The sequence below is a fragment of the Microbacterium sp. W4I4 genome, assembly GCF_030816235.1.
Taxonomy (GTDB): domain Bacteria; phylum Actinomycetota; class Actinomycetes; order Actinomycetales; family Microbacteriaceae; genus Microbacterium.
In genome coordinates this window covers 2645744-2664127 of record NZ_JAUSXT010000001.1, presented here as the reverse complement: position 1 = coordinate 2664127, position 18384 = coordinate 2645744, and the positions used below count along the sequence as shown (strand labels likewise).

General features: G+C 69.0%; 17 protein-coding genes. 6 read left to right on the top strand and 11 right to left on the bottom strand.

The features are described 5' to 3' along the window. Positions 1-3 precede the first annotated feature (3 nt). Positions 4-1788: a glycoside hydrolase family 15 protein gene (locus tag QF046_RS12635; RefSeq protein ID WP_307372833.1), complete on the bottom strand. Its 1785-nt coding sequence runs from the start codon at positions 1786-1788 to the stop codon at positions 4-6. An 84-nt stretch (positions 1789-1872) separates the two neighbouring features. Here QF046_RS12635 and QF046_RS12630 point away from each other — a divergent pair, with 84 nt between their 5' ends. Further along, on the top strand, positions 1873-3240 hold the full coding sequence (locus tag QF046_RS12630; RefSeq protein ID WP_307370310.1) for a glucose-6-phosphate dehydrogenase: 1368 nt from the start codon (positions 1873-1875) through the stop codon (positions 3238-3240). Positions 3241-3255: 15 nt separating this feature from the next. On the opposite strand, the gene QF046_RS12625 is transcribed toward QF046_RS12630, so the two are convergent. The 4 genes from QF046_RS12625 to coaBC all read right to left on the bottom strand — a co-directional run bounded on the left by QF046_RS12625 (position 3256) and on the right by coaBC (position 7565). Beyond that, on the bottom strand, positions 3256-3690 hold the full coding sequence (locus QF046_RS12625) for a TA system VapC family ribonuclease toxin (RefSeq protein ID WP_307370308.1): 435 nt from the start codon (positions 3688-3690) through the stop codon (positions 3256-3258). Continuing rightward, on the bottom strand, positions 3687-3923 hold the full coding sequence (locus tag QF046_RS12620; protein ID WP_307370306.1) for a hypothetical protein: 237 nt from the start codon (positions 3921-3923) through the stop codon (positions 3687-3689). The genes QF046_RS12625 and QF046_RS12620 overlap by 4 nt, the downstream gene beginning before the upstream one ends. Positions 3924-4116: 193 nt before the next feature. Beyond that, positions 4117-6264: an ATP-dependent Clp protease ATP-binding subunit gene (locus QF046_RS12615; RefSeq protein ID WP_307370304.1), complete on the bottom strand. Its 2148-nt coding sequence runs from the start codon at positions 6262-6264 to the stop codon at positions 4117-4119. Positions 6265-6338: 74 nt separating this feature from the next. Beyond that, entirely contained in the window at positions 6339-7565 is a 1227-nt protein-coding gene (gene coaBC, locus QF046_RS12610) for a bifunctional phosphopantothenoylcysteine decarboxylase/phosphopantothenate--cysteine ligase CoaBC (protein WP_307370302.1), read from the bottom strand. A 184-nt stretch (positions 7566-7749) separates the two neighbouring features. Between coaBC and QF046_RS12605 the strand changes: the two genes are divergently transcribed. The 4 genes from QF046_RS12605 to QF046_RS12590 all read left to right on the top strand — a co-directional run bounded on the left by QF046_RS12605 (position 7750) and on the right by QF046_RS12590 (position 10590). After that, positions 7750-8442, top strand: coding sequence for an NRDE family protein (locus QF046_RS12605; protein WP_307370300.1), 693 nt, complete (start codon positions 7750-7752; stop codon positions 8440-8442). A gap of 42 nt (positions 8443-8484) precedes the next feature. Then, positions 8485-8946 carry a hypothetical protein gene (locus QF046_RS12600; protein ID WP_307370299.1) on the top strand — a complete coding sequence of 154 codons (462 nt, stop codon included), beginning with the start codon at positions 8485-8487 and terminating at the stop codon, positions 8944-8946. Between the two features lies 1 nt (position 8947). Continuing rightward, positions 8948-9412, top strand: coding sequence for a MarR family winged helix-turn-helix transcriptional regulator (locus QF046_RS12595; protein WP_307370297.1), 465 nt, complete (start codon positions 8948-8950; stop codon positions 9410-9412). Positions 9413-9495: 83 nt separating this feature from the next. After that, positions 9496-10590, top strand: a complete 1095-nt coding sequence (locus tag QF046_RS12590) for an alkene reductase (protein WP_307370295.1) — start codon at positions 9496-9498, stop codon at positions 10588-10590. A gap of 16 nt (positions 10591-10606) precedes the next feature. Here the strand turns inward: QF046_RS12590 and QF046_RS12585 are convergent, their stop codons facing one another. Next, positions 10607-11785, bottom strand: a complete 1179-nt coding sequence (locus QF046_RS12585; protein WP_307370292.1) for a glycosyltransferase — start codon at positions 11783-11785, stop codon at positions 10607-10609. Between the two features lie 149 nt (positions 11786-11934). Between QF046_RS12585 and QF046_RS12580 the strand changes: the two genes are divergently transcribed. Further along, entirely contained in the window at positions 11935-12507 is a 573-nt protein-coding gene (locus QF046_RS12580; protein ID WP_307370290.1) for a hypothetical protein, read from the top strand. Between the two features lie 11 nt (positions 12508-12518). Here the strand turns inward: QF046_RS12580 and QF046_RS12575 are convergent, their stop codons facing one another. The 5 genes from QF046_RS12575 to QF046_RS12555 all read right to left on the bottom strand — a co-directional run bounded on the left by QF046_RS12575 (position 12519) and on the right by QF046_RS12555 (position 18355). Beyond that, complete coding sequence (locus tag QF046_RS12575; protein ID WP_307370288.1) at positions 12519-14150, bottom strand: fucose isomerase; 1632 nt, start codon at positions 14148-14150, stop codon at positions 12519-12521. Positions 14151-14242: 92 nt separating this feature from the next. After that, on the bottom strand, positions 14243-15220 hold the full coding sequence (locus tag QF046_RS12570) for a LacI family DNA-binding transcriptional regulator (RefSeq protein ID WP_307370286.1): 978 nt from the start codon (positions 15218-15220) through the stop codon (positions 14243-14245). A 77-nt stretch (positions 15221-15297) separates the two neighbouring features. Then, positions 15298-16167 carry a dihydrodipicolinate synthase family protein gene (locus tag QF046_RS12565; protein WP_307370285.1) on the bottom strand — a complete coding sequence of 290 codons (870 nt, stop codon included), beginning with the start codon at positions 16165-16167 and terminating at the stop codon, positions 15298-15300. Next, positions 16164-17816 carry a tripartite tricarboxylate transporter permease gene (locus QF046_RS12560; protein WP_307370284.1) on the bottom strand — a complete coding sequence of 551 codons (1653 nt, stop codon included), beginning with the start codon at positions 17814-17816 and terminating at the stop codon, positions 16164-16166. The genes QF046_RS12565 and QF046_RS12560 overlap by 4 nt, the downstream gene beginning before the upstream one ends. Next, positions 17813-18355 carry a tripartite tricarboxylate transporter TctB family protein gene (locus tag QF046_RS12555; RefSeq protein ID WP_307370281.1) on the bottom strand — a complete coding sequence of 181 codons (543 nt, stop codon included), beginning with the start codon at positions 18353-18355 and terminating at the stop codon, positions 17813-17815. Before QF046_RS12555 ends, QF046_RS12560 begins: the two co-directional genes overlap by 4 nt. Positions 18356-18384: the final 29 nt, after the last annotated feature.

The window sequence follows — 18384 nt, the reverse complement described above, 5'->3', positions numbered from 1 at the left end:
CGCCTACCGCGGCCGGTGGCCTGTCCTCGACAGGGCATCGGCCGCTCTGACGAGCGCGAGGTGCGAGAACGCCTGCGGGGTGTTGCCGACCTGGCGCTCGTTCACCGGATCGTACTCCTCCGACAGCATCCCGACATCGTTCGTCAGCGCGCACAGGCGGTGCATGAGCTCACCCGCCTCGTCCTCGCGGCCGGTGGCCGCGTACTGCTCGACGAGCCAGAACGAGCACGCCAGGAACGGGCTCTCGTCGCCCGCCAGCCCGTCGACCCCCGTGCCGGTGCGATACCGGTGCAGCAGGCCGTCACGCATGAGCGTCTGCTCGATGCGCTCGACCGTCGCCAGCATCCGCGGGTCATCCGGCGTGCAGTAGCCCACCTGCGGCAGCAGCAGCAATGACGCGTCCACCTCGGTCGTGCCGTAGTACTGCGTGAAATACCCGTCGGTCACACCGTGCTGATCGATCTCCTCGCACATCCGGTCCCGCAGCTGACGCCACTTCTGCGCCGGCCCGTCCAGGCCGAAGTCCTCCACCGCCCGCACGCCGCGATCGAACGCCGCCCACATCATCACCCGAGAATGCGTGAACTGGTGCGGGTCGCCGCGGATCTCCCACAGGCCCTGGTCGGGCCGATCGATCTGCTCGGCGGTGAACTTCAGCAGCTGACGCTCCAGCGGCCAGGAGAACTTCGATTCCTCGAGGCCCGCGGAGCGCGCGGCCGACAGCGTCACCAGCACCTCGCCGACGACGTCGGCCTGATACTGCGACGCGGCGCCGTTGCCGATGCGCACGGGAGCGGATGCCGCGAAGCCGGGCAGCGAGTGCATCTCGCGCTCCACGAGGTCGCGCTCCCCTGCCAGGCCGTACATGATCTGCAGGTCGGCCGGGTCTCCGGCGACCGCGCGCAGCAGCCATTCCCGCCAGCGGTCGGCGAGGGCGAGGAAGCCGTGGTCGAGCAGCGCCTCCAGGGTGAGCGCGGCATCCCGCAGCCAGACGTAGCGATAGTCCCAGTTGCGCTCACCGCCGAAGTCCTCGGGCAGCGACATGGTCGCCGCCGCCGCGATGCCGCCGGTCTCGTGGTTGGTGAGGGCGCGCAGGATCAGCAGCGACCGGACGACGTCGCCGTGATGCCTGCCGTGATGCTCGATTCGGTCGGCCCAGCCCTGCCACCAGTTCTTCGTGCGGTCGATCTCGTGATCGACGTCGAGAGGCTCGGGCACGTCCACGTGGGAGGGGAACCAGGTCAGCTGCAGGTCGCGCACCTCGCCGGCGGCGACGGTGAGATCGCCGTGGTGCTCGTGGTCGACCGGCTTCAGCGCGGCACCGCGCAGCGCGACGGCATCCGGTCCTGCCATGGCCACCAGTCGCGGATGGTGGGCGGTGCCGGTCTGGCGCACCCACGGCATCGCCCGCGCGTAATCGAAGCGGATGCTGAGTCGCTGCTCGAACCGCATGGTGCCTTCGACGCCGATGATCCGCCGGATGAGGTCGGTACGGCGGATGTCGACACTCGGGTCCGGGTCGATCGGCATGAGATCGTGCACCTCGGCCACGGCATCCGCGCTCTGCCAGCGGGTGATCAGCACGAACGTGTCGCGGTCGTAGCTGCGGGTGACCGTGGCATCCGCAGGGCGCAGCGCCCACCTCCCGTGCGATTCGTCGCCCAGCAGTGCGCCGAACGTGCTCGCGGAGTCGAGCCGCGGCAGGCAGAGCCAGTCGATGCTGCCTTCACGTGACACGAGCGCCGCCGTCCGGCAGTTGCTCAACAGCGCGTAGTCCTCGATCCGCATAGCCACAGTCCGCAGTCTTCCACCGGTGCGGCCGGCCGTCGAGCGACCCTCCGCTTCCGCACGACGAGGGCATATCGTGAAGGCATGGCTCAGGAGACAACGCTTCTCATTCTCGGCGCCTCTGGCGATCTGACCTCACGGCTGCTGCTGCCCTCGCTGGCCGCGCTGCTCGGCAAGGAGCCGAGACGGCGGGTCGCGCTGCGCGGCTCCGGCACCGAGGACTGGGATGCCGATACCTGGCGATCCGCGGTCGAGAAGGCCTTCGCGGACTATCCCGATGCGCTCGCGCATGTGAACGTCACCGACTACCTCCGGGCGGATGTGACCGATGCCGCCGCTGTGGCATCCCTCGTCGAGGGGCTCGCCCCGTCGACGGTGCTGTACTTCGCACTGCCCCCCGCCGTGACCGCCGCGGCCATCGACGCGATGGAGGGCCTGAAGCTGCCCGAGGGCACCGTGCTGGCGATGGAGAAGCCGTTCGGGGAGGACGAAGCAAGCGCCCGCGAGCTGAACGGCAAGCTGCTGGCGCTGGTGCCCGAGGAGCAGATCTTCCGCGTGGATCACTTCCTGGGTCGTTCGACACTGCTGAACCTGCTGGGCGTGCGCCTGGCGAACCGCATCTGGGAGCCGGTGTGGTCGGCCGAGCACATCCAGCAGGTGCTGATCCGGTTCGACGAGAGCGTCGCGCTCGAGGGACGCGCCCGGTACTACGACAAGGCCGGCGCGATGATCGACATGATCCAGAGCCACCTGCTGCAGGTGCTCGCCCTTGTCGCGATGGATCCGCCGACGACTCTCGGCGAGCGCGACCTGCGCGATGCGAAGGCGGCGGTGCTGCGGGCGACCCACGTGATGGGCGACGACCCGGCGACTGCCTCCCGCCGTGCGCAGTACACCGCTGGCCGGATCGGCGACCGCGATCTGCCGTCTTACCGAGATGAGGAGGGCGTGGATGATGAGCGCGCCACCGAGACGCTCGCGCAGGTGACCTTCGAGGTCGCGAGCGATCGCTGGGCGGGGGTGCCCTTCGTGCTGCGCTCGGGCAAGGCCCTCGACCGCAAGCACTCGGAGATCGTGGTGACGTTCAAGCCGGTGCGGCACGTGCCGCCGGGACTGGACGGCGTGCCCGCCGACGGCGGCAGGCTCACGTTCTCGCTCGGTCCCGACGAGATGCACCTGCGTCTGCACGTCACCGGCGGCGATGATCCCTTCGCCCTGCGCCACGAGGACCTGATGGCCGATCTCGGCGAAGGCCAGCAGCGCTCCTACGAGGAGGTCCTGGACGAGCTGCTCGACGGCGATGTCGCCCTGTCGGTGCGCGCAGACGAGGCCGAGCAGTGCTGGCGCATCATCCAGCCGGTCCGCGACGCGTGGGCGCGCGGCGACGTGCCGATGGACGAGTACGTCGCCGGATCCACCGGGCCGGCGGACTGGGCGACCTCGCACTCCTGAGGCCGCTCGCCATCCTCAGCGCACCAGCGGATTGACCGTGCGCAGCTGCGGGAACCACGAGAAGTCGCGGTCCGCCGACCACAGCTCCGTGACACCGTGAGACAGGCAGATCGCCGCGATACGCGCATCGTGTACGCGCGGGCCGACGACGTCACCGCGTTCCAGCAGCCGCCGCAGTTCCTCAGCGTGTCCGGCGGACTCGTGCAGCAGTCGCAGGCCGGGCAGCTCGGCAAGCGTGCGCACCGCAGCCAGGGCGACGTCCATCGGCGTCGGCGGCAGATAGATCCGCGGATGCGTCACGACAGCCAGGAACTCGTGCACGCACGGCCAGGGGATGGCCCACGACGCCGAGCCCTCCGCCAATCCTCGCAGTGCGCGCGCCGCGACAGCGTGGTGCGGGCTGTCCTCTCGATGCGCGTAGACGAGGATGTTCGTGTCGACGGCGATCATGCGTCGGGCAGACCGTAGGACCGGGTGATCACCTGAGCAGGATCGAGCTCGACGGCCAGCCCGTTGCCGTTCACGGTCGGGAAGCAGAAGTCCACTGGTCCGAGGCTCTCGCGGCGGTCGAGCTCAGCCCGCAGCCCCGTGATCATCATCTCGCGCAGGGTCGTGCGCCTCTCGGCGGCAGCGGCTTTGGCCTCGGCCGCGAGGTCGTCCGGCAGGTCGATCGTGGTCTTCATGCAATCACTCTACCCGCGACCCGTATTCCCGTATAGGTCAATGCGGGAAGACGGGTCAGGTCATCGGCCGCAACACCCCTGGCCGAGCCACTCCCCGACACATGTCGGCGCACAATCCAGATGTCAGCTCAGAAAGCGCATTTCGTGCCGACATCCGTCGTCTGCGCCGACATTCGTGATCGGCGGACTCGGGTCAGCTCGCGCCGGTGAGCACCAGTCCCGAGCCGTCGGCCGCGATGTCCACCCGCACCGTGTCGCCGTCGCGGACGCCGCCGGAGAGCAGCGCGGTGGCGAGGCGGTTCTGGATCTCGGTCTGGATGAGGCGCCGCAGCGGGCGCGCACCGAACATCGGGTCGTAGCCGCGTTCGGCGAGCCACGACCGCGCATCCGGAGTGACGGCCAGCGTGAGCCGACGATCGTGCAGACGCCGCTGCAGCTGGTCGACCGAGAGCTCCACGATCTGCGCGAGGTCGTCCTGACTCAGCGCCGAGAACATCACGATGTCGTCGAGCCGGTTCAGGAACTCCGGGCGGAACGCCTGGCGCACGAGGGTCATCACGGCATCCCGCTTGTCATCCGTCGACATCACCGGGTCGATGAGGATCGGCGAGCCGATGTTCGAGGTGAGGATCAGGATGACGTTCGAGAAGTCGACCGTGCGGCCCTGGCCGTCGGTCAGGCGGCCGTCGTCGAGCACCTGCAGCAGCACGTCGAAGACCTCGGGATGCGCCTTCTCGACCTCGTCGAGCAGCACCACGCTGTAGGGGCGCCGGCGCACGGCCTCGGTCAGCTGGCCGCCCTGCTCGTAGCCGATGTATCCCGGAGGGGCTCCGACCAGCCGCGAGACGGTGTGCTTCTCGCCGTACTCCGACATGTCGATGCGCACCATGGCGTGCTCGTCGTCGAAGAGGAACTCGGCGAGCGCCTTGGCGAGCTCGGTCTTGCCGACACCGGTGGGCCCGAGGAACAGGAACGACCCGGTGGGGCGGCCGGGGTCGCTGATGCCCGCGCGGGAACGGCGGACGGCATCCGACACGGCCTTGACGGCCTCCTTCTGACCGATCAGCCGCTTGCCGAGCTCGCTCTCGAGGTGCAGCAGCTTCTCGCTCTCGCCCTGCAGCAGACGCCCGACGGGGATGCCCGTCCACGCGGCGATCACGGCGGCGATGTCCTCGTCGGTGACCTGCTCGTTCACCATCCGTCCTTCGCTGGAGACGGCGGCTTCGGCCTGCTCGGCCTCGGCGATCTCGGCCTGCAGGCGCTTGATCGTCTCGTACTCGAGCTTGGATGCCTTGGTGTAGTCGGCTTCGCGCATGGCGAGGTCGCGCTGGGTGATGGCGTCGTCGAGCTTCTTCTTCAGCTCGCCGACGCGGTTCAGCCCCTGGCGCTCGCGCGCCCAGCGCTCCTCGAGCGCGGCGAGGTCGCGCTCGAGTTCGACCAGCTGCTCGCGCAGGGTGGACAGCCGCTCCTTGGAGGCGGCGTCCTTCTCGCGCTTGAGAGCGAGCTCCTCGAGCTTCATCCGGTCGACCTGACGCTTGAGCTCGTCGATCTCGACGGGCGAGGAGTCGATCTCCATCTTCAGGCGCGACATGGCCTCGTCGATCAGGTCGATCGCCTTGTCGGGCAGCTGACGGCTGGGCAGGTAGCGGTTGGAGAGGGCGGCGGATGCCACCAGCGCGCTGTCCGAGATCGTGACCCCATGGTGCGCCTCGTAGCGGCCCTTGAGCCCACGGAGGATGGCGATGGTGTCCTCCACGGTGGGCTCGCCGACGTACACCTGCTGGAAGCGGCGCTCGAGCGCGGCGTCCTTCTCGATGAACTCGCGGTACTCGTTGAGCGTGGTCGCGCCGATCATGCGCAGCTCGCCACGGGCGAGCATCGGCTTGAGCATGTTGGATGCCGCGACCGACCCCTCGCCGCCACCCGCACCCATCAGCACGTGCAGCTCGTCGATGAAGGTGATGACCTTGCCGTCGGACTCGGTGATCTCCTTGAGCACGCTCTTCAGGCGCTCCTCGAACTGGCCGCGGTACATGGCACCGGCGACGAGGGCGGAGATGTCGAGGGTGATGAGCTCCTTGTCCTTGAGCGATTCGGCGACGTCTCCCGCGACGATGCGCTGCGCGAGGCCCTCGACCACGGCGGTCTTTCCGACGCCGGGCTCGCCGATGAGCACCGGGTTGTTCTTGGTGCGGCGGGTGAGCACCTGGCTCACGCGTCGGATCTCGCTGTCACGGCCGATCACCGGATCGAGCTTGCCCTGGCGGGCGCGATCGGTGAGGTTGATGCCGAACTGCTCGAGGGCGCTCTGCTGCTCGTCGTTCTGGGCGGGATTGCTCATCTGTTCCCTCCTGAGGAGACTCCTTCAAAGTTGAGTTGTATTGACTCAACTTTATCAGAATGGCGCTGAGGGCGTCACCCGAGGTTCGCGGCGATCACGTCCCAGATGTCGTCGGCGACGGCGCGCTTCGTCCCGGATGACCGGGCCAGCACCGCGCCGCCGTCGCCGATGACCTGCACGGTGTTGTCGGCGGTCTCGAAGCCGCGATCCCAGCCGACCTCGTTGACCACGAGCAGGTCGACGCCCTTGCGCTCGCGCTTGCGTCGCGCGCGGGCGAGCATCTCCTCGGCATCCTGCGGCGTCTCGGCCGCGAAGGCCACGACGACCTGACCAGGATGTCGCCGGGCGGCCAGCGACGCCACGATGTCCTCGTTCTGCACCAGGTCGATGCTCTCCAGCACGCCGGACTCCTTGGTGAGCTTGCCGTCGGCGACCTCCGCCGGGCGGTAGTCTGCGACGGCCGCGGCCATCACGATCACCGCGGCGTCCTCTGCCGCCGCGCGCATCGCGTCGCCGAGTTCGGCTGCCGTTCCGGCGTGCTCGATGCGGATGAGCGGATGCTGCTCGGCATCCGCCAGCACTCCGGCGTCGATGTTCGCCGCGACCAGCACGACCTGCGCACCGCGATCGGCCGCGGCGAGCGCGAGTGCGACGCCCTGCCGACCGCTGGAGCGGTTGCCGAGGAAGCGCACCGGGTCGAGCGGTTCGCGGGTGCCGCCGGCCGAGACGGCGACCTGAAGGCCGTCGAGGTCGCGGTCGTCGCCGTCGTCCTCAACGCGGCCTACCAGCGCGAGCGCCGCATCGACGATCTCCTCGGGCTCCAGCATCCGTCCCGGTCCGGAGTCGCCGCCGGTCAGCTCGCCCTCCGCGGGTCCGAGGATCGTGACACCGCGCTCGCGGAGGGTGGCGATGTTCGCCCGGGTGGCCGGATGCCGCCACATCTCGGTGTGCATCGCGGGGGCGATCACGACCGGTGCCGTGGTGGCGAGCAGCGTCGTGCCGAGCAGGTCGTCCGCGAGACCGGCTGTCATCTTCGCGATGGTGTTCGCGGTGGCCGGCGCGATGATGACGAGGTCGGCAGCCTGGCCGAGGGCCACGTGGCGTACCTGCGCGACATCCTCGTGCACGCTCGTGGTGACCGGCTTGCGGCTGATCGCCTCCCAGGTGGGCAGGCCGACGAAGCGCAGGGCATCCTCGGTGGGGATCACCGTGACCTCGTGCCCGGCCTTGATGAGCAGGCGCACCAGGTGCACTGCCTTGTACGCGGCGATGCCGCCTGTGACTCCCACGACGATGTTCACACCTCGATTGTGCCCCAGGGTGATGCGGCGGCGGGCCCTCTGCGGCATCCGCCCCGGAACACCTGCACGATCCGGGAACGGATGGGCGATCCAATCGCACGCTCGGTCGTGCAGGCGTTCCCGCCTCGTGCATCTGTACCCAGCCGCGCGACCGACGTCGCGGCCCGACCATAGACTCGGCATCATGTGCACCGTGGTGATCGACGTGACGAATGCCGGGGCGCGGATGCTGGCCGTGCGCGACGAGGACCCGCAGCGGCCCTGGGATGATCTGGGCGAGTGGTGGCCGGAGGAGTATCCGGGCGTGATCGGCATCCACGACCGTCGTGCGGGCGGCGCCTGGCTGGCGATCGACCCGAAGGCCCGGCGCCTGGCAGTGCTGCTGAACCGCGCCGACGTGCTCGACCTGCCCGAGTCGGAAGTGCTCTCACGGGGCTCGCTGGCATTGGAGTCCGTATCCGGACGCTCACCCGCCGCAGCCACCCTTCCCATGCACGGCTTCAACCTGCTCGAGGCGACGCCGGAGGGCTCTCGTGTGCTGTCCTGGGATGGCGTCTCGCTGCGGGAGACGCCCGTGCCCGACGGCGTGCACATGATCGCGCACGCCGACCTCGACGATCCGAGCACGGCCCGCATCGACGCCTGGCTTCCGCTGTTCGCCGGCAGCCGCCCGGATGACGAGGGCTGGGCGGAGCGGTGGATCGGCCTGCTCGCAGAGAGTGCGACACTCTCCCCCGACGACGACCGCGCAATCATCCGCGACAACAACCCGCACGGGTACCCGACCATGTCGCTGCTGTTCTGCACCGCCGAGGTCTCGGCAGACACCGTCGAGGCTCGCTCGCACGTGCTGGACCGCCCGGGCCACTGGGGCTGACCGTCCCGGACCGACGGCGGGTGCGCCGCTAGGCTCATCCGCATGAGCGATCCTCAGCAGCCGCCGTACGCGCCGCAGCCCGACCAGCCGTCGACCCCCTACGGGCAGACGGCATACGGACAACCCGCGCAGCCTTCCGGCTACCCTCTCGGAACCGGATTCTCGACCCCGGGGTACGGCTCAGCGCCGGCCGAGACGAGCACGCTCGGCCGGACGGCGTTCATCATCGCGGTCATCGCCGCCGCCATCGGCCTGCTCTTCGTGCTCGCGAATCCGTTCCTGATCCCGAGCATGCGCGATGGCTACGCCATCTATCAGATCGTCTCGTTCGGACGATCCATCCTGGGACTGGCACTCGGCGCGCTCGCACTGATCCTCGGCATCATCGCGGCCCGCCGCGGCGCACAGCCGGTGCTGGCCGGCATCGCCATCGGCGTGGGCGGCGTCGAGGTTCTGGGCGTGGTGACATCCTTCTTGGTCACCCTCATCTACACCGTGATCTGACATGGCGGACCGGCTGCGGAGCGGGCAGGATCCATTCGCCGACACGCCTCTGAGTCAGGCGGTGTTCCGGCTGGCCCGCCTGCACAAGAGCGTCGCCGCGCAGCTGCTGCGTGACACGGGTCTGCGCCCCGGGCAGGAGCTGGTCCTGATGACGCTCTGGGCCGCGGGCCCGCAGCGCCTGGTGGACCTGGTGCAGACGCTCGACTCGGATGCCCCGACCATGACGCGCAGCATCGCGCGCCTGGAGAAGGCCGGACTCGTCACGCGCAGCGCGTCTCCTCTGGACGGCAGGGTCGTGATCGTGCAGGCCACCGAGGCGAGCCTGTCGCTGCGACCCGGGGTGGCCGCCGCCTGGGCGGCCCTGGAACGGCTCACCGTCGGCGCGGCTTCGCCGCAGCGCCAGACCGAGCTGCTGCACGCCCTGAGCGAGCTGGAATCGCACCTCGGGTCGGCCGATGATCTTTAGTTGTTCAGACAAGGAATAGCGACGAGGAAACGCTTGTTCGAGCAAGCAGGACGGGAGGTGCCCGCCCGAACAGGAGATTCCTCATGACCCATGACACCGCCACCTCCGTGGCGTTCGAGCCCATCACCGCGGGCAGCCTGCGACTGCGCAACCGCATCGTGATGGCGCCGATGACCCGCAGCCGGGCATCCACCACTCAGGCGACCGGCGATATGGCGACCTATTACGCCCAGCGCGCCGGCGCGGGCCTGATCATCACCGAGGGCACGCAGCCCAGCGCGGTCGGTCAGGGGTATCCCGCCACCCCCGGACTGCACTCCCCCGAGCAGGTGGAGTCGTGGCGCAGGGTGACCGATGCCGTGCATGCGAACGGCGGCACCATCGTCGCGCAGCTCATGCACACCGGGCGCATCTCGCACCCGAGCAACGCCGAGGCCGCCGGCAACGGGCAGCTGACCCCGGTCGCGCCGTCGGCGGTTCAGGCGGCGGGCGAGATCTTCACGCCGAGCGGCAGGCAGGAGCACGCCGCGCCGATCGCCTTGACCGAGGACGGCATCCGCGACACGATCGCCGACTTCGTCTCGGCGGCGAAGAACGCGATCTCGGCGGGCTTCGACGGGGTCGAGGTGCACGCGGCCAACGGCTACCTGCTCCACCAGTTCTTCACGACCAACGCCAATGTGCGCACCGATGAGTGGGGAGGCAGCGCGCAGAACCGCATCCGCTTCGCCCTCGAGGTCACCCGCGCGGTTGCGGATGCCATCGGCGCCGGCCGCACCGGCATCCGGATCTCCCCGAACAACAAGCTCGGCGACACCGCGGAAGACGACTACGCCACGCTCTACCCGCTGCTGGTGGACGAGCTCGACGAGCTCGGGCTGGCCTACCTGCACCTGGTCGACGCCGGCGCGCCCGACCTGACCCCGCGCATCCGCGAGGCCTGGAGCGGCGTGCTGATCCTCAACGCCTCGGCGCCCGACATCAGCACGCACGCTGACCGCCTCCGCCTGGTCGACGACCGCTCAGCGGACCTGGTCTCGTTCGCACGGCTGTTCATCGCCAACCCCGACCTCGTCGAGCGTCTGGCCGAGGGGGCAGAGCTGGCTGCGCCCGACCTGTCGAAGGCGTACGGCGGCACCAGCGAGGGCTACACCGACTACCCGCGCCGCGCGGCCTGAGCGACCAGGCGGGCCGCTACTCCGGCAGCGGCTCGTCCCGGTACAGCGCCTCGAACGTGTCGAGGGTGCGGTTGATGTCGTGCACGGCCACCCCGTCGAGCGAGGCGCGCTGCATCCGCGCGTACTCGGCCGGAGACGCGGTCAGCACCCGCGTCAGCTTGTCAGCGAGGTCGGAGACGTTACCCGGCTCGAACAGGTAGCCGTTCTCGCCGTCGTGCACGAGGTGCGGCAGGGCGACGGCATTCGCTCCGACGACGGGCAGGGCGGATGCCATGGCCTCCATCGTCACGATCGACTGGAGCTCGGCGATCGACGCGATCGCGAAGAGGGATGCCCGCGAGTAGAGTTCGCGCAGCTCCTCGTCGGTCACACGGCCGTGGAAGGTCACCCGATCCTCGATCCCGAGCTGCGTGCTGAGCGCCTCGAGGGCCTTGCGCTGGTCGCCGCCGCCCGCGATGTCGAAGTGCACGTCCAGCGCCGGATCGAGCTCGGCCATGGCCTGCAGCACGACGTCGACCTGCTTCTCTCCGGTGAGGCGTCCGACGAAGAGGATGCGGTTCTGCTCGCGGGGTGCGATGACCGGGGTGTAGTGGCTGCGGTCGATGCCGCAGGACACCGGGATGACACCCGTGATGTCGATCGTGTGCTCGAGGAAGTCGGCGGCATTGCGCGTGGGGGTCGTGACCGCACGGGTCATGTCGAAGGTGCGCTTGGCGTCGGCCCAGGCCCACTTCAGCACGGGGAGGTTGATGAAGTCCGGCATCGAGGTGTGGTCGAGGATGTTCTCCGGCATCACGTGGTTGGTCGCGATGATCGGGATGCCGCGCTCGTGTGCGATGCGGGTGAGGCCACGGCCGATGATGATGTGTGACTGGATGTGCACGACATCCGGCTGCACCTCGTCGAGAACCTTGCGGGCGTAGTGCTTGGAGCGCCAGGGCCAGACGAAACGCAGCCAGTCGTGCGGCAGCCAGCGCACCGCGGGCAGGCGGTGCATGATCAGCGGTTCGCCTTCGATGATCTCGGTGTGGGTCGCGGAACGTCGGTAGGCCGAGTTCGGCGCGATGATGTGCACCTCATGACCGCGCTGCACGAGGCCGGCGGCCAGGCGCTCGGCGAAACGTGCTGCGCCGTTGATGTCCGGCGCGAAGGTGTCGCAGCCGATGAGGATCTTCAGGGGACGTCCGGAGGTCACGGAAGGATGCTGCCTATCTGTAGCTCTGAGGTCGCGGCATCGTGCGCCGGCCCTGCTGGGCGCTGGCAACTCTACCCGAGCGGGCTGGACTCGCCCCGGAGGCCGACCGCTCTCAGCGCATCCCACGCCACCTCCCGTAGCGTGGTGTCATGCGCCTGGTCTCCTCCGCCGATCCCGCCCTGTGGATCCCCGTCACCGGTTCGCTCGGCCTGCGGGGTCGCCGCCATCGCAAGGCTGCGATCCGGATGCTGATGGCCGGCGCCGGCGCCGGATCTCTGCCCGGTGCGCGCTTCGGCAGCTGGCTGGCGAGCCAGGCCATCCCGCTGGCGATGCGCAGAGCCGACGGCCGGGTACTGGCGTGGACGTGGAAGGCCGAGCCCGAGCTCGTCGTCGCGATGGCCACCACACAGGAGCTGACCTCGCAGCTGCGCACGGCGCGCGCCATGATGCCGATCGAGTACGACGACACCGTGAACTTCCCGACGCCGCTCGGCGTGGGCGAGAAGCTGCTCATGCCGATGCCGCCCCGCCCGGAGTCCCCGGCGACGGCGACCTACACCTGGGACACGGGCTCGCACCTCATCACGCTGACCGCGGTCTGCAGCGACCGGGAGCGCTTCGGCACGCTCGAGTCGGCACTGGACGCGCTGGCGCGCAGCATCCGCATCGCGCCTGAGCTGACCGGCGGCGAGTCGAACGTGCTGCAGCTGCCGCCGGCCTGAGCCTCACCGCGTCAGATCGTGACGTCGCCCACCAGATTGACCTTGATGCCGAGGGCGTCGAACATGGCGGCCTTCGCGATCAGCGCCTTGTCTGCGGTCTCGGCGTCGGGCGCGTAGACCAGCTGGGCGTGGTTTGCCTTGTGCCGGGCCATGAACTGGTCGCGGCTCTGGCCGTGCAGCACGACGTGCGCGATCGGCCACTCCTCGTTCGTGGCGGCCTTGCGGCGCTGCGTCTCCTCTTCGGGGAGTTCGACGACGGATGCCCGGAAGATGTCCGCCTGCAGGATGCCGTCGGCGATGAAGACGCGCGAGAGCACGACCTCGCCGGGCTTGGAGACGCCGTTGAGCGTCGCCCCTCCGGCCGGGAAGAACACGTGACCCTGACGCCAGCCCTCGGCCTTGTCCCAGCCGCCGAGGTGCGAGGCGGGGACGGAGCCGGAGATCTCGTACGCCCAGACGAAGTCGCCGTCATACTCCTCGCCCCAGCGCACGTCGTGCAGGGTGTTGTCGGGCACGAGGCCCATCGCGCGCCAGACGCGGTCGGTGATCAGCGCGTCGACCGCGACGCCCTCGTCGGCTTCGTTGAAGTGCGGGAAGGCGCGTCCCTCGTGCAGCACGCGCGAGCCGTCGCGGCTGGTCACCGGCGGGCGCTCGGTGGAGTTCAGGATGCCCTCGGCGAGGTCGGATGCCGGCACGAGATCCTTCAGACCCTGCTGGTACTGGATGCCGACGGCATCCAGTCCGAAGTCGTCGGCGATGCGCATCGCGGCGATGTACATCTTCATCTGCCACTGCACCTGCTCGCGGGTGAGTTCGGTGGCGGCATCCTCGCCGTAGACGAAGGTCATGCCGTGCTCGATCAGCCAGTCGTAGGCGGCGTCGGCCTCGGCCTCGCCGACCTCGAGCATCTCGGCGTACAGGGCCGACTGCGAGAGGCGCTCCTTGTAAACGCCGATGGTGTTGAGCAGCTCGTCGTCGAAGATGGCGTTGTACATGCCCATGCAGCCCTCGTCGAACACGCCGATGATGGCCTTGTCGGCGAGCAGTTCGGCGGCGAGCGCCTGACCCAGCTGCTTCTCGGCGCTCTCGGGCAGCTCGGGCAGGTCGCGCACGTGCGAGGCGTCGTGCACGATGGCGCCGGTCTCGGTCCATTCGCGGATGCCGTCGGTGAACCACTCGTCGGTGAAGTCGACCGACCAGGTGGTGGCGTAGGGCTTGCCCATCTTGGTGAGGCCCGCGTTCAGACCCAGCAGGCCGACAAGGCCGGGCCAGTCTCCGGCGAAGTTCGCGACCGTGAGGATGGGGCCCTGGTGGGTGCGCAGGCCCGCGAGCACGTGGTGGGAGTACTGCCAGTTGGCGATGGCGACGACCAGCGGAGCGTCGACGGGGATGCTCTTGAAGATCTCCATGCCCATGCGCTGGCTGGAGATGAAGCCGTGCCCCGTGGCGGGGTCGACGCCGAAGGGCCGGATGAGGCTCCAGCCGAGGCCCTCGAGCACGCCGGTGACGCCGGCCTCGAGGGCGACCTGAGTTGGCCAGCCGGCGATGTTCGCCGACTCGCGCAGGTCACCCGAAGTGATCAGGTAGACGGCCTTCGAGGCGGCCTGCGGCCGGGAGACCGGTGCGGGAAGGGTGTAGCTCATGGTGTTCTCCGTTGGGTGTGGGTCAGTCCAGCGTACGCGAAATCGATTTCATACACCACCGTGCATAGACTTCCTGCACCCCGCACCGGCCGTCAGGCAGGTGCCGACGCTGCCTGCACCTCGTTGCGCAGCACGACGGTGCGCGCGGGCTGCTGATCGCCGCGGATGCGCTCCAGCAGCATCTGCGCGGCCGTGACTCCCATGTGCCGGGCGGGAAGACGCACCACGGTGACCGCGCTCGGCGACAGCGTGGTGAACGGCAGTGATCCGATCACCGCGACACCGACCTTCGGCGGGGTCAGACCACGCTCCGTGAGCACCTGGATCGCTCCCACGCCGATGAGGTTGTTGCCCGCCACGACGGCATCCGGCGGCTCGGGCAGGGCGAGCAGCTGCTCCATGGCATCCCGGCCGCCGTCGACGCGGAACGACGAGAAGCGCAGCAGGTCCAGCGGCGCCTCGATTCCCGCGCTGCGGTGGGCGAGCCGCCAGCCGTCGGCGCGATCGGAAGAGGTCTCGATGTGCTCGGGCCCGCCGATGTAGGCGATGCGCCGGTGCGAGGCCAGCAGGTGCTCCGTGGCCATGCGCCCGGCATCCCTGTTGGCCATCACGACGCCGTCGATCTCCTGTTCTGTGCTGCGGTCGACTGCGACGACCGGGCGTCCGGTCGCGAGGATCTCGTCGAGATTCGTGCGATCGGACGCCGCGGCCAGAATCACCCCCGACATGTTCTCCGCGATCGCGATGCGCAGGTAGGTCGACTCCTTCTCGAGCTGGGAGTCGGAATTGCACAGCACCACCGAGTACCCCGCCTCGCTGGCGACGTCCTCGACCCCGCGGGCCATCTCGGTGAAGTACGGATTCTCGATGTCGGGGATGATCAGGGCGATCACCTCCGAGCTCTGCCTGCGCAGTGATCGGGCGGCGCGGTTGGGCGTGAAATTCAACTGCTCGGCGGCATGACGCACCGCCGTGACCTTCGCGGTCGAGACGCTCGTGCCGTTGAACACGCGCGATACCGTCGCCGGCGATACTCCTGCGAGTTTCGCGACGTCGTAGATCGTTGCCAATTCTCCCCCTGCGCCTGTGCGGACACGCTCACACTACCCCTCGAGAAATCGATTGCAACGTCGGGGCACACTCCGCGTCAGGCGTACTGCCCCACCACCCGCGCGACCGCCTCGCGCTCGGCATCCGTCGGCTCGTCCAGCGCCATCCGGCAGTACGAGTCCGCGACTCCGAGCACGCGGTACCCCTCCTTCATGCGAGCCATGTCGCCGCCGATGAGCGAGACGACCTCGTCGACGGAGGCCTGGGCCACCGCAATGGCATCCGCGTCCCCCGACCGCCCGGCATCCGCGAGTGCGCGGAACGGCTTGGGCGTCACGGACGAGACGCCGGAGACGACGCCCTGGGCGCCGGCGGCGCCCGCCGCGATGAGGTCGCGGTCCGCGCCGGTGTACAGCTCGAAGTCGGCGGGCACAGCCGCCCGGTACGCGGCGATCTCATCCAGGGACAGCTCGCTGACCTTGGCACCGACGACGTTGGGCAGCTGAGCCAGCCGCACCAGCAGTTCAGACGAGACCGGGTTGCCGCTGCGCGCCGGGTAGATGTACACGTACAGGCGGCCGTCGCCGACGGCATCCGACACCTGACGGAAGTACTCGAAGATCGCGTCGTCCGACGAGCGCAGGTAGTACGGCGTCAGAGCGGCGAACTCGCGCGCTCCCAGTCCGCGGGCGATGCCCACCAGGCGCACAGCCTGGAACGTGCTCGGCTGCCCGACGTGCACGACAACGCGCATCCGGTCCTTCAACTCTTCGAGAGCGGCAGAGACGAGAGCAGTGAACTCCTCGACGTCGACGGCGGGGAACTCACCCGTCGTGCCGAGCACGAAGGCGCCCTCGTTGCCGGACTTCCCGACGTAGCGGAAGATCGCGCGCGACCCCTCCAGATCGAGCGATCCGTCGCGCCCGAAGGCGGTGGGAATCGCGGTGAGGATGTCGTAACGGGTCACTTCTCGTTCTCCTTCTGGCCACGGCGCGCACGGCGCGTGCCCTTCTTCTTCTCAACATTGCGCACGGTCGACGTGAGCAGTTCGGGGTCCTGGGCAAGCTCTTCGCGCGCATCCTCGATCTGCCGGATGCTGGCGGTCGGCAGCACCGACTCCTCCAGCGATGCGCGCTTCTCGCGCGGCTTGCGCGCAGCGCGGATGGCGGGCAGGGCGATGGAGAGCACCGCGAGAACGAGCAGGGCGATCGCGATGGGGCTGACGACCTCGAAGAACGGCTTGGTCGGCAGGATCGCCATCGTACGGGCGAGATTCTCCTCGGCGAGCGGGCCGAGCAGGAGCCCGAGCACGACGGGTCCCGCCGGCACCTGCATCCGCTTGAGCAGCACGCCCACCACGCCGAAGATCAGCATGGTGATGACGGTGGACAGGCTGTTCGACGTCGCGTACGTGCCGATGATGCAGAAGATCAGGATGCCGCTCCACAGGTACTGCTGCGGCACGTCGAGCAGCTTGACCATGCCCTTCATGCGCACCAGGCTCAGCGCCAGCGACAGCAGCGTGGCGATCAGCATGATGCCGACGATCGAGACGACCAGGTCGGGGCGGCTGGTGAACAGCGTGGGCCCGGGCGTGATGCCCCAGATGATCATCGAGCCGATCATGACCGCCATCACCGAATCGCCGGGGATGCCCAGCGCCATGGTGGTGGTGAGCGATCCGCCGAGCGTCGCGCTGGATGCGGTGTCGGCTGCTGCGACACCCTCGATCGCGCCCTTGCCGAACTTCTCCGGGTGCTTGGATGCGCGCCGCGCCTGCTCCCAGCCGATGAGGCCGGCGATGTCGCCGCCGGCCGCGGGGATCAGACCGACTCCCAGCCCGACCGATCCGGAGATCGCCGTGGCTCGACCGGTCTGCTTCATCTCTCCCCAGGTCGGCCACCAGCGGCCGAGGCTCGAGATGGGACGCACCTTGTTCCTGCGATGCGTGAGCAGCTGGTCGAAGAGCTCGGCGATGCCGAAGAGTCCGATGATCACGGCGATGAAGTTGACGCCCTCGACGAGCTCCAGCGCGCCGAACGTGAAACGCTGATCGGCGGTCGCGGCGTAGGTGCCGACCGTGCCGAGCATGAGGCCGAACAGGCCGGCGAGGATGCCCTTGATCATCGACTTCGACGAGATGCCGATCATGATCGCGATGCCGAAGATCACCAGGGCGAACAGCTCGGGAGAGCGGAAGTAGTCGCGGGCGAAGCTGGCGATCGGCACGGCTGCGACAGAGAACAGCACGAGCGAGGCGAGGATTCCGACGGCCGAGACGATCGCGGAGACGGTGAGCGCGAGGCCCGCCCTGCCCTGCTTGGCCATCGGGTAGCCGTCGAGGGTGGTGGCGATGGATGCCGGGGTGCCCGGGGTGTTGATGAGGATGGAGGGGACCCGGTCGCCGAAGTTGGCGGCGACGTAGATCGTGAGCATGACGGCGAGGCCCTGCACGGGCTCCAGGGTCATCGTGAAGCCGGCGGCGAGCGCGACGGCCATGGTGGCGGTGATGCCCGGGAAGGCGCCGACCATGAAGCCGAGCACGAGGCCGACTCCCATGTTGAGGAGGATGGAGACGTCGAGCAGGGCGTTCAGGCCCTCGGTGAATGCGTTCACAGCGGAATCCTCAGCAGCATGCCGAACACGACGTAGACGAACGCCGTGACCGTGACGGAGTAGATGATCAGACTGAGCCAGCGCCGGTGCCCGTAGACGAGCATCAGCGAGGCCATCAGCAGGCCCGCCGCGATCGGGAAGACTTCGACGCGGTAGCCGAACAGCACCACGGCGCCGAGCGACCACAGCGCGATGAACGTGCAGGTGATGGCGAGGGTGACGACCATGCGCGTCACGCCGCGGTGCTGGATGCGCTCGACGTCCTCGCGGGTCGGCGCCGGGCGTGTGATCGCGATGACGAGCAGCAGGATCGACAGCGTGACCGCCGCGACCCCGAGCATGGTGGGCCAAAACCTGGCATCCATCTGTCCGGGAGCCGCCTCGCGACGCAACGGGATCTGCGTGGCGAGCACGAGGAAGCAGGCGGTGAAGGCGATCGCGACGAACGCGAAGACGATCTCGAGCCGACGCGATGGCGTCGCGCCCTCGTACTGATCGTCGACATGGGCGTCCTCGGCGGGGGTGTCGATGCTCGACATGGTTTCCTCTCAAGAGGTGGGGCCGGATC